11 protein-coding genes and 2 pseudogenes are annotated in these 10149 nt (G+C 63.4%); 8 read left to right on the top strand and 5 right to left on the bottom strand.

Going from position 1 to position 10149, the window contains the following annotated elements; genetic code table 11:
• Both WAN02_RS12590 and WAN02_RS12585 read right to left on the bottom strand, forming a co-directional pair.
• Window positions 1–2079, bottom strand: a 2079-nt coding sequence (locus WAN02_RS12590) for an MMPL family transporter (protein WP_422264505.1), incomplete at its 3' end; no start/stop codon positions are given.
• A complete protein-coding gene (locus WAN02_RS12585) occupies window positions 2076–2456 on the bottom strand; it encodes an MmpS family transport accessory protein (protein ID WP_422264504.1) in 381 nt (126 codons plus the stop codon). The genes WAN02_RS12585 and WAN02_RS12590, both read right to left, overlap by 4 nt.
• A gap of 899 nt (window positions 2457–3355) precedes the next feature.
• Here WAN02_RS12585 and WAN02_RS12580 point away from each other — a divergent pair.
• On the top strand, window positions 3356–3523 hold the full coding sequence (locus WAN02_RS12580; RefSeq protein WP_422264503.1) for a hypothetical protein: 168 nt from the start codon (window positions 3356–3358) through the stop codon (window positions 3521–3523).
• A 48-nt stretch (window positions 3524–3571) separates the two neighbouring features.
• Here the strand turns inward: WAN02_RS12580 and WAN02_RS12575 are convergent, their stop codons facing one another.
• From WAN02_RS12575 to WAN02_RS12565, 3 genes and pseudogenes are all read right to left on the bottom strand, one after another.
• Window positions 3572–6340: an AAA family ATPase gene (locus WAN02_RS12575; protein ID WP_422264502.1), complete on the bottom strand. Its 2769-nt coding sequence runs from the start codon at window positions 6338–6340 to the stop codon at window positions 3572–3574.
• Window positions 6337–6537: pseudogene (locus WAN02_RS12570) on the bottom strand (sigma factor-like helix-turn-helix DNA-binding protein); the annotation flags it as partial. The gene WAN02_RS12575 and the pseudogene WAN02_RS12570, both read right to left, overlap by 4 nt.
• A gap of 326 nt (window positions 6538–6863) precedes the next feature.
• Complete coding sequence (locus WAN02_RS12565) at window positions 6864–7091, bottom strand: DUF3618 domain-containing protein (RefSeq protein WP_422264501.1); 228 nt, start codon at window positions 7089–7091, stop codon at window positions 6864–6866.
• Window positions 7092–7209: 118 nt separating this feature from the next.
• Here WAN02_RS12565 and bcp (WAN02_RS12560) point away from each other — a divergent pair.
• The 7 genes and pseudogenes from bcp (WAN02_RS12560) to WAN02_RS12530 form a co-directional block, all read left to right on the top strand.
• Window positions 7210–7581 (top strand): annotated as a pseudogene (gene bcp / locus WAN02_RS12560) (thioredoxin-dependent thiol peroxidase); the annotation flags it as partial.
• Between the two features lie 43 nt (window positions 7582–7624).
• Window positions 7625–8023 (top strand): hypothetical protein, encoded by a 399-nt coding sequence (locus WAN02_RS12555; RefSeq protein WP_422264500.1) that lies wholly within the window; start codon window positions 7625–7627, stop codon window positions 8021–8023.
• 25 nt (window positions 8024–8048) lie between these two features.
• Window positions 8049–8522 carry a thioredoxin-dependent thiol peroxidase gene (gene bcp / locus WAN02_RS12550; protein WP_422264499.1) on the top strand — a complete coding sequence of 158 codons (474 nt, stop codon included), beginning with the start codon at window positions 8049–8051 and terminating at the stop codon, window positions 8520–8522.
• A 38-nt stretch (window positions 8523–8560) separates the two neighbouring features.
• Window positions 8561–9106: a hypothetical protein gene (locus tag WAN02_RS12545; RefSeq protein ID WP_422264498.1), complete on the top strand. Its 546-nt coding sequence runs from the start codon at window positions 8561–8563 to the stop codon at window positions 9104–9106.
• Between the two features lie 248 nt (window positions 9107–9354).
• Window positions 9355–9543 carry a helix-turn-helix domain-containing protein gene (locus WAN02_RS12540; RefSeq protein ID WP_422264496.1) on the top strand — a complete coding sequence of 63 codons (189 nt, stop codon included), beginning with the start codon at window positions 9355–9357 and terminating at the stop codon, window positions 9541–9543.
• A complete protein-coding gene (locus WAN02_RS12535; protein WP_422264495.1) occupies window positions 9540–9680 on the top strand; it encodes a hypothetical protein in 141 nt (46 codons plus the stop codon). The genes WAN02_RS12540 and WAN02_RS12535 overlap by 4 nt, the downstream gene beginning before the upstream one ends.
• Window positions 9681–9774: 94 nt before the next feature.
• Window positions 9775–9975, top strand: coding sequence for a hypothetical protein (locus WAN02_RS12530; protein ID WP_422264494.1), 201 nt, complete (start codon window positions 9775–9777; stop codon window positions 9973–9975).
• The last annotated feature ends 174 nt before the right edge of the window (window positions 9976–10149 follow it).

Raw genomic sequence — 10149 nt, 5'->3', positions numbered from 1 at the left:
GTAGAACAGGCTCTCCACCCGAGCGTCGTTGAAGGACTTGCCCATCACGGCGTTGGTGTCGGTCAGCCGATCGAACTGATCGATCAGGCTGTCGAACGAGCTGTAGATGGTCAGCGTGGTATCCCGGATCGCCTTCGAGACAGCAATGTTCTGCGGAATGATCGCCAGCAGTTCATGGGTGGCTTTAGCCGTGTCGTTGAGGTCGCCGGTGAGGGCGTGGAATTTTTCGGCCAGCTGATCGAACCCGTCCAACGAGTCGAACAACGATCTGGTGGACCAGCAGATCGGAATGTCGAAGCAGTGCTTGTCCCAGTAGAAGTAACTGCGGATCGGCCGGTAGAAATCGTCGAAATTCGCGAAATTATCGCGGATTTCGTCCGTGATGGCCGCGGTCTCTGCCGTGGTTTTCGCGCTGTCGTCCGCGGCATTCGCGAGCTTCTGGGTCACCGCGTACTGGCGCACCAGCAGGGCGATCAGGTCGTCGAGGTAGCCGGTGATCTTCTTGATGTCGCCGATTCGGTCCTTGAGGTAATTCAGGTTGCTGCGAATCGGCGCGCTTTGCACACTCAGCTGGAACGGAATGGATCCGTCTTCGATCGGTGGGCCCAGCGGTCGGGTGATGCTCTGCACCCGTTCGATACCGGGCACCCGGAAGATGGCGCCGGCAACCTTGTCCAGCACCAGCATGTCTCGGGGATTACGAAGATCGTGGTCTGATTCGATCATCAGCAGGTCCGGGTTCAGGCGGGCCTGGGTGAAGTGTCGATCGGCCGCGTCGTAGGCCTGCACCGAGGCGGCGCTGTGCGGCAGATAGTAGAGGTCGTTGTAGCGCGGGGTGAAGCCAGCCAAACCCAGGGCGCCGACGATCGCCAGGAGGACGGCGGTCGCGAGAATCGGCGCAGGCCACCGCACGATGGCCGTCGCCAGACGGCGCCACCGGGTGTAGTTGAACTCGCGCTTCGGGTCGAAAAGGCCGAAGTGACTTGCGAATGCGATCAGGGCCGGCGTCAGGGTCACCCCGGCGGCCACCACCACCAGCAGACCTACCGCGCATGGGAACGCCAACGAACTGAAATACGGCAGCCGGGTGAATTTCAGGCAGGCCAGCGCCCCGACGATCGTCAGGCCCGAGCCCAGGACCACCTTGCTGACACCGGCGAAGGTGTCGTAGTAGGCGGCTTCACGGTCCAAGCCCCGTTCACGGCCCTCCTGGTAGCGGCCGACCATGAAAATCGCGTAATCGGTACCCGCCGCGATCGCGAGTGAGGTCAGCAGGTTCACGGCGAAGGTCGACAACCCCATGATGCCGATTTCGCCCAGCAGCGAAACCACGCCGCGGCCGGCCGCGAGTCCCACGAAGAGGATCACCATGGTCAGCAACACGGTGCCGATGGACCGGTAAACGAACATCAGCATGATCGCGATGACGATGACCGTGATGATCGTGATCTTGGCCAGGCTCTTGTCACCGACAACGATCACGTCGGCGGTCAGGGCTCCCTGGCCGGCGACGTAGGCCTGCACTCCCGCCGGCGGCTTCGCGTCCGCGACGATCTTGCGCACCGCCGCAACGGATTCGTCGCCGACCGCCCCACCCTGATCACCTTTGAGGTTGACCTGAACGTAGGCGGCCTTGTGGTCGTAGCTCTCCACACCCGAGGACGTGAACCGCTGTCCCCAGAAGTTCAGTGCGTGCTCGACGTGTTCGTGGTCGGCCTGGATCTTTGTGACCAGCTCGTCGTAAAACTTGTGCGCGTCCGCGCCGAGCGGTTTGTCACCGACCAGGGTCACCAGCACGAGGTTGTCGGAGTCGTACTCCTTGAATTTCTCCCCGATATGCTTCATCCCCGTCACCGACGGCGCGTCGGACGGCGACAGCGGCACCGAGATCTCCTCGGCGACCTTCTCCAACTGCGGGACGAAGACGTTGACGCCGACCGCGAGCAACACCCAGATCACGATGATCGGCAGTGCCAGTACGCGGATGGTGCGGGCCAGACGCGGTCTGCGCTCAAGTTCGTAGTGCGGCGCGACCGGGATTTCTTCTGTATCGCTGGTGCCGCTCGTTTCGTCGGTCACGCGGATTTGTCCAAGCAGGAAACCTGCGCGTCCCGGGTGTTGGCCTGTTGTTGATCGACTAATTTGCCATCGACGGTGATCCGGCAGCCGATGGACGGTCCGTCACCTTGGGCGATGACGTAGGCGAAGATGCCGGGCATCTCGGCGACGATCGTCTTCGACCACGGCAAGGTCGTGAAGTTGGCCTTCTGCGGCAGTGATTCCGCATCCATCCAGTTGACGACCCCGGTCGTCCCGGGCGGACCCAGGATTTCGTAGACCGCGGTCTTGGCCGCATACGGCGGGGTCGCATCCCGGGGATCCGGCTTGGGCAAGCCGGGTCCGGGGAACACGCCGTTGAGTCGCATCACCGCGACGCCGCCGACGATCAGTGCCACGAGCACGACCAGCGGAACCCATGCCCGCCTGAGTAGCCTCAAAACCACCGTGCCCCCCGACTAGGAATGCCCGACGGGCTGATATTAAGGCATTTCTTCACGTGCGCCACCGCTAGCCGAACGCCATAGCTTCCGGGTTCATTCCTGCGGCGCGCCGTCGCGTCGGGTCCGGGCCGCCTGCCCGGCCCATGGACTGATCAGTTTGCTAGTCGACGACGTGACGCCAGGGTGGGCTACTTGCAGGCCGGCCGCACAAAGCGACTGTCAAGCGAGAATAGGTACGGCCGTGTTCCTAAGGCGAACGACCTTCGAAGGTGGTTGTGGTGCAAGGCGTGGAACGTAATGCGCTACAGGCGATTTCGCTGGGAGACCGATTTCTGTGATGGCGAGTATCGAAGACGGCTGAGTTAGTTTCAGAAAATAATTAATTCGCCGGCGTAAACGATGTTGCTTTGTGTTGCGCCCCACGTGTTTTGCGAGACGTCGACCGCGCGCCGTCGATCTGAAATCAGCACCGATTTGGGGCCACGACGAGTACCCTGACCTGCATGGCTACCAACACCAAGGTCAAGAAGAAGACCTGCGTACATTGCGGCCACAGATTCGATCCGAACGACCGATGGCGTGACCTGTCTAATCCGGAGTGGCATCCGGCCGCGTCAGTCTATTGTTCGCAATATTGCTGCGATCGATACCATCTCGAAATGGTGCATTGCTGCTCGACCCACGCGAAAGAAAAGGCTCGGCGCGAAGCCGCCAGGGCGGCGCGATAATCCGCGCTTCGACGGATGTCTAATTGGCGCCGACGAAACTTACAGCAGGTTCGCAGCTGTTCAGAGGGCGGATGTGACCGTTTCGCGATAGCGTTGAGCCATCGGAGCACCGTCAGGAGGTTGACCATGTGCCATTACCTCATCACAGTCGAGTTCGACGATGGTCAGCTAGCGACCACGAAATACTCTTCGCCGGGTGATGTGAGAACCAAATTGGCAGAAGTCGTCAACGATTTGACTGACGAAGACGGCATCGAGCACTTCCGAAGCGTCACCGTTACTCAAGCTGCCTGAAGGCTCAGCGCGCTCCGGGCGACCGGGCGCAGTCGAGGTTCACGGTCGTCACGGCAGTGCGTGGGCCCAATCGATATGCCCTTCGAAGCCAAGCGCTTTCGCCATGTCGCGGTAGCGATCCCGGAAGTCTGCGTATGCAGCGGCCTCGCCGCGAGCCTGCGCCAGGCGAGCCCGCAACCGAAGCAGCCAAATCTCGCGCACCGCGAAACCGCCGTCGGCCTCCGCCAACCGCTCGATGGTGGCCTCCGCCAACCGCTCGATCGCGGCCTCGGCTTCCACCAAGTCACCCTCGGCCCCCCGATCGAGCAATGTCTCCACCAGAACACCTGTCGCAGGAATGCTCCACCCCAGCAGGCGTCCATCGCGGAACTGACCCTCGGCGGTCACGCGCAGGAGCGGTATAGCGCCATCGCGATCTCCTCGTTGGGCCTGCTCACGAGCCAGGCAGACCTCGACGATAGGTAGCTCAGCCAGGAAGAACCCCCGACGCACAAACACTTCACTGACCTCCGCCAGGACTTGCCGTCCCCGGTCACGCTCCGCGATGGTCTGGCGGTGCACCAGCGCAATGCCCAGCGTCATGCGGGAGATGGCGACGGCGACATCATCACCGGATTGTTCGGCAATTCGCAGGGCATCCTCGATCTCGCCCATCACGCGATCGTCGGGTCTCAGCATGCCCGGCGGTATCGCCGCGGAGTAGGCGTAGGTGACAACGGTGGCGTAGGACATCGGGTCGGTGCTGCGGGCCATGGCGAGACCGTGCCGCAGGTCGTCGCGCCATCCCGAAAGTCCCAGGCAATAACTGGCCGTTGCCCGCGTCGTAAAGGCGAGCGCTAACGGGGAGCCGATGATGAAGTTGCCTTTTGAGGGATCGCCGTCGGCCAGGTCGATCACCATCTGTGACCACCGCAGCGCGTCAGGCCACTCGGCGGACTTAGCTCGGGCGTAGATCGACGCGAGGGACAGGCCGACCGTCAAGTTCGGATCCTCGAGCGACTCGACAAGGGCCATCGCTTCCGATGCCAGCTGCGACGCCTCGTGCAACCGGGCCTGATGCAAGTGATCCATCACCCGCCCCGCCATGGCGATGGCCAGTGAAGCCTTGTCCCCGGCAGCAGCGCACAACTCCCGCAATTCCTCAAAACGGGCGCCTGTCGCATGCTCATTAACTCGCCACGCGATCCCGCACAACATGGTGCGAGGAGCAATGCGCATGGAGGCCCGGTCGAGGTCATCGGCGGGTAGGGCATCGGCGATCGTCCGGGCGCGCTCCCAACTGCGCCATGCCGCGACGATGTCGCGGTTGGTCGCCCAGGTTGCGGCCCGCACTTGCCAGCTGTAAGCGGCGCGCCCATCGCCGGCCGCCTCCAGATGCTCGGCAATCAAGGCGGCGTTTTCATCACCTGCCGCCGGGTCACGTGATTCGATGGCGGACGCGGCGCGCCGGTGCAGCTCGGCGCGATCCGATTCGAGCTGCAATTCGTAGGCCACCGTGCGGATCGACGGATGGTGGAACACGTATGCCGGTTGCCCGGCGAAGCGGAGCTGATCGATGAGCTGCGCGGCCAGCAGATCATCCACGACCGCTTCAACGCCCACCGCGGCCAGCATGTCCACGTTAAACCGCGCACCAAGCACTGCCGCTGCGCTCAGCGTGCGCTTTGCCATGGGGTCGAGCCGATCGATGCGAGCAGCGATGGCCGCCTGCAGCGTGACCGGCACGCTCACGTCGCCAACTTCCGAGGCCGACTGGTATGCACCCGGCTCACCGCGGAGCACGCCGCGCTCGGCCAGTTCGCGCACGATTTCCTCGGCGAAGAACGGATTGCCCGCGGCCCGCCGCGTGATCTTCTGGCTCAGCGCGCCATCCGAGAGATCAGGGCCGAGCAGCCCCGAGACCAGTCCCCCGGTTTCCGAATCACTCAGCGGCGCAAGGGCAACAGTTTGGGCACCTGCGACTCGGGTCAACGCGCCCTCATATTCGGGCCGGTAAGTCATCAGCACCAGGGAGGGCGTCTGCAGCATGACCGTAAAGAAATCGGCCAACAGCGACTCACTGACCTCGTCGATCCAGTGGGCGTCCTCGACGACAAAGACTGCCGTGGCCCGGCGGGCCAGCGAGACCGCATTTACCAACGTGGTCAACCTCCGCCGACGAGCATCCGGATCGATCTTCGGCAGCTCCACATCGGGATCGGCGATGCCCAGCAGGTCGTCGTAGAGCAGCAAGTCCTCAGGCGCGGCGTCGGGTGCCTGAGCCCGGATCTGCGCCCGCGCGGCATGTGGGTCAAGACTCTCGACGCCGGTGACTGCGCGCAACAGGCGCGTCACGGTGTGGAAGGGAATCTGGCTGGTGTGCGATTCGCAGAAAACGCTGAACACGTCAACATCACGGGCATCTGCCATAGCCGAAACTTCGCGCACGAGACGGCTCTTGCCTATGCCAGGCGAGCCCACGACGCCGACCACCGCGCCGTGGCCATCGATTGCACGCTTCAGCAAGCCTGCAACGACGGACATTTCCCACTGCCGACCGATCAGATCCGGCTGCGGCAATGGCGGCCGAACTGCTATCGGGTCATCTTCGTCGGCAATGTCGTCGAGGTCGAGCAGCGACAGCAGGGCGGGCATGCCGGCAAGCTCGTTTACCGCATCCCGACAAGACTGGCACTCTTCCAGGTGCGCCTCGAATTCACGCCTGTCCGTCTCGGACAGAGACCCCAGCACGTAGGCCGCGTCCCAGTGTGCGTACTTGTCGCCGTCTTGTGCGCGCGATCCAGGGACGGGTCCTCCCTGCCCCGACAAGGCGGTCATGGTGCCACTCCCATCTCCTGCAGGGTTTGCTGCAGCGCTCGCAGCGCGTGATGCAGCCGCGATTTCACGGCGCTCTCGGCGATGCCCAGGTCGGCGCCGATTTGTGCGGTTGTCCAGCGGTGATAATACGCGCGTTGAACCATTGCCCGATCCTCCGCAGACAGCCGCGCGAACGCAGCAGCGACCAGTGTCCGGTTGGTTTCCGGAACGTCCATAACCAGCCTTCCGGTGGTGACACGGGTGCGGCGCCGTTTTGGTTCAAGTCCATCGCTAGCCGATGGTCAACCTGCGAGGCCGGTTGCCGTGCAGTCAGGGAGCTGCAGAATCGCAAAACCTTGCGCCCTGGCGCCGCGTGCTGCCACATGTGCGACACGTGGTCGCTACCGTCATCCGACCTCCGCTGTTTCCGGTCCCCCGAGTTTCCAAGGCCTCCCAAGAATAGGGCGCGCCAGACGACTGATTAGGCCATTTTTGAGGTCGAAGAGCGAACACAAGGCTGCTCGAAGCGATCCTTCATGAGCTATTACTTGTTGCGGATTCGGCGCACAGCCAAAGCGGCGGCAAGCGCTGCGATCCCGGCCAGCGAGATCACTACCGCGGGCTTCTTGACGAAGCCGATCGCCCGGGCTTTGGCTTCATCGGCGAGTCGGCGGGGATTGGCGCGCACAGCCAGCGAGTCGACGGTCGATGCGAGCTGGTCGCGGGCCTTGTCGATGTCTTGCTTGATGGTGTCGGGATCCCGCTCCGCCACTCTCGTCCTCCCTGTCGTCGGCGAACCCTGACCAGGCTCGGTCTAGGTTGGTGCCTGCCGACCTACCCTAGATCAGCCGGCACGCATTCCACTTGCCGGTGAACAGAAAGGCAGCTCCTTGACCGACACCGAACGCCTTGCGCCGGGCGACAAAGCGCCCGCCTTCACCCTTCCTGACGCCGACGGCAAGAAGGTCTCGCTCGCCGACTACAAGGGCCATCGCGTGATCATCTACTTTTACCCCGCGGCGTCGACACCCGGATGCACCAAGCAGGCCTGCGACTTCCGCGACAACCTGGGCGAGCTCAACGGAGCCGGCCTCGATGTCGTCGGCATCTCCCCCGACAAGCCAGAGAAGCTGGCCAAGTTCCGTGATGCCGAAGGCCTGACGTTTCCGCTGCTGTCTGACCCCGAGCGCAAGGTCCTGACGGCTTACGGCGCCTATGGCGAAAAGAAGATGTACGGCAAGACCGTTCAGGGCGCGTACCGGCGGGTACCACGTACGTACGAATTCGCAGAGTGAGGGTGACGCGATGAGTTCTGTTGTTGAACGGCGACGGGCGGTTTGGCCAAACCCGAAGACCCGCGCCGAAGCCGCTCGGCTATACGCCGGTGGGATGGAGTTAAGGGATGTGCTCGAGCGCTATCCCAACGAGGTTGTCAGCGACTTCGGAGGCAAACCTCGCGGTGCTGCGCGGCGAGCTATCTATGCGCACTACGCGCTTCTCCAGGAGAGCATCGGCGAGCCCGATATCGATCCCGACGACCGCGTCGCCGTAGAACGGGTGATCCGCGAGGAGGGACCGGAGATTGCCTCGTGCCGTACCGGGAGTGCGCTCTCGAAATACAAGGCGGACTTCCCCGATGTGATGAATCGCTTTCCGAACCTTAAGTGGTGGGCCAGTCAAGCACCGGCAAATTGGCCGCGTTGAAAAGCATTAGGAAAGGACTACTACGTTGACCGAGAACACCCGCCTTGCGCCGGGCGACAAAGCGCCCGCCTTCACCCTCGCCGACGCCGACGGCAAGAAAGTCTCCCTCGCCGAATACAAGGGCCGCCGCGTGATCGTGTACTTCTACCCGGCGGCGTCGACGCCCGGCTGCACCAAGCAGGCCTGCGACTTCCGCGACAGCCTGAGCGAACTCAACGGCGCCGGCCTCGATGTCGTCGGCATCTCCCCAGACAAGCCAGAGAAGCTGGCCAAGTTCCGTGATGCCGAAGGCCTGACGTTTCCGCTGCTGTCTGACCCCGAGCGCAAGGTGCTGACGGCCTACGGCGCCTACGGCGAAAAGAAGATGTATGGAAAGGCGGTCCAGGGCGTAATCCGGTCCAGCTTTGTGGTCGACGAGAAGGGCAAGATTGAGGTCGCTCAGTACAACGTGAAAGCCACCGGGCACGTAGCGAAACTGCGCCGCGACTTGTCGGTCTGATGACAACGCCAGTGCCACCGGTGCCACCGGTGCCACCGGTGAGGATCAACGTCCCGCCGCTCGACGTGAAGGCTAACCTCCCGCAGACCGTGGTGGACCAGCTCGCGCCACACCACAGTTGGGACGATTGGTGGTACTCCCAGGGCGCAACGGCCATCGGCGTTGTGATCGCCATCGCCGCAGCGGCAGTTGCGTGGTTCGCTGTCCAAAAGCAAATCAAGTCCGATGCGGACCAACTGGCGGACCAGATCGAGGCTGAAAACACCCGCCAGAAACGCAAGGACCGGCTGGACGCTCTGACCGACGCCGCGGCCGTCGTCACCGAAGGGTGGTACTGGGCTTTCAAAAACCTGGACCCTACTCCCGTCACGAGTGAAGACGTCATCCGCGCCACAGCAGATATCCAGCTCAAGCTGGTAAGGGTGCAGGCCAGGTTTGACCTACTTGGAATGACCAAGGAACGCGACGCCCTGAAGGACTACTGGGAGAACGCGGAGAAAGCCAACACCGTCGGTAAAGTTACAGCCCTCGGACTGCGCCGCAAGTCGCTCGTTGACGAATTGACGAAGCCGATTATGGACTAGCGCACGGCGGCAGGACCGTCCACGGCGCGTACCGCGTACACAGTTCCAGCAAGGCTGCGGCACACCAAGATTGACGCAACACGCCGGTATGTTGGTCACACCAAACCCCGGTAGCAGACGCTAACCTACACACACAACCGAACACCGGCTCCGCTCCTTTGAGAGCAACTAGGCCCCTGGCCACGGAGCACAGCTAGAGCAGACAGGCCCCTATCTGCGGTTTACATAACCGCGAAGGGGCCTTCTCCATGCAGGCACATTTGCTCGACGACAGACCCTGGTACGACGTTCCAGGGGCGGCCGCCAAGGCCAATCTCACGCAGCCGACCATCCGCGACTACATCCGCAGCGGCCGACTGCGCGCGACCAAGTTCGGCCGCGTCTGGCGCATCTCACCCGAAGACCTGGACGCTTTCCTGGCCGGGGGTGTGACATGACCCTCGACCCGAAAAGCCAGGCCGCAGTGAGTCGCAACGTCGACGCGGCTCCCCCGCTGAGCGAGAAGCAGCGAGACCTCATCGCGGCGGCGTTCCGCGGCGCGATCAAGCGGCCGAAGGCCGGTCATGACCGATAGCGAAGGCCGGGCCCCTCAACGGAACCCGGCCACCACACGACTACCCAAAGCCGATATCGCTGAGATTAGCAGCGGCACACGACAGCTGGCAGACATGAAGCGCAGGCGCGCGGCATCGTGGCGGCTGCCGATCCTGGACTCGGGGCGGTCGGACCCGTGGCGCCACGACGAGCCGCCGGCGACGGATCACCAGCTGGACGCCTGGCTCGCCGCCGTCGCCCACCTGGACGAGCGAGGCACCCCAGGCATCGTCCCGGCTTCCGTGCTGCTCGCCCTGCGAGGGAGGGCCGCATGATGGCCGACGACGAACTGATCGCCCGCGGCAAGGCCCTCGGGCAGAGCGGGAAGTACGCGCCGAAGTCTGCGGCCGAAAAGCCGCCCTGGCTCGATGAAATGGGGAACTGGGTCGACGGGTTGGAAGACCGCCCTTCCAACGATCCCGGATCGCCGGACAACAGTGGTGCCGCCC

Source organism: Mycobacterium sp., assembly GCF_049281135.1.
GTDB lineage: Bacteria > Actinomycetota > Actinomycetes > Mycobacteriales > Mycobacteriaceae > Mycobacterium.
This window is presented reverse-complemented; position numbering and strand designations above follow the sequence as displayed.

What these genes read in the sequence shown, in the direction of transcription:
- WAN02_RS12580 (WP_422264503.1), top strand. Translation starts at nt 3,356, where the DNA reads ATGTGCCATTACCTCATCACAGTCGAGTTCGACGATGGTCAGCTAGCG.
- WAN02_RS12575 (WP_422264502.1), bottom strand. Translation starts at nt 6,340, where the DNA reads ATGACCGCCTTGTCGGGGCAGGGAGGACCCGTCCCTGGATCGCGCGCA.
- WAN02_RS12555 (WP_422264500.1), top strand. Translation starts at nt 7,625, where the DNA reads ATGAGTTCTGTTGTTGAACGGCGACGGGCGGTTTGGCCAAACCCGAAG.
- WAN02_RS12540 (WP_422264496.1), top strand. Translation starts at nt 9,355, where the DNA reads ATGCAGGCACATTTGCTCGACGACAGACCCTGGTACGACGTTCCAGGG.
- WAN02_RS12535 (WP_422264495.1), top strand. Translation starts at nt 9,540, where the DNA reads ATGACCCTCGACCCGAAAAGCCAGGCCGCAGTGAGTCGCAACGTCGAC.
- WAN02_RS12530 (WP_422264494.1), top strand. Translation starts at nt 9,775, where the DNA reads ATGAAGCGCAGGCGCGCGGCATCGTGGCGGCTGCCGATCCTGGACTCG.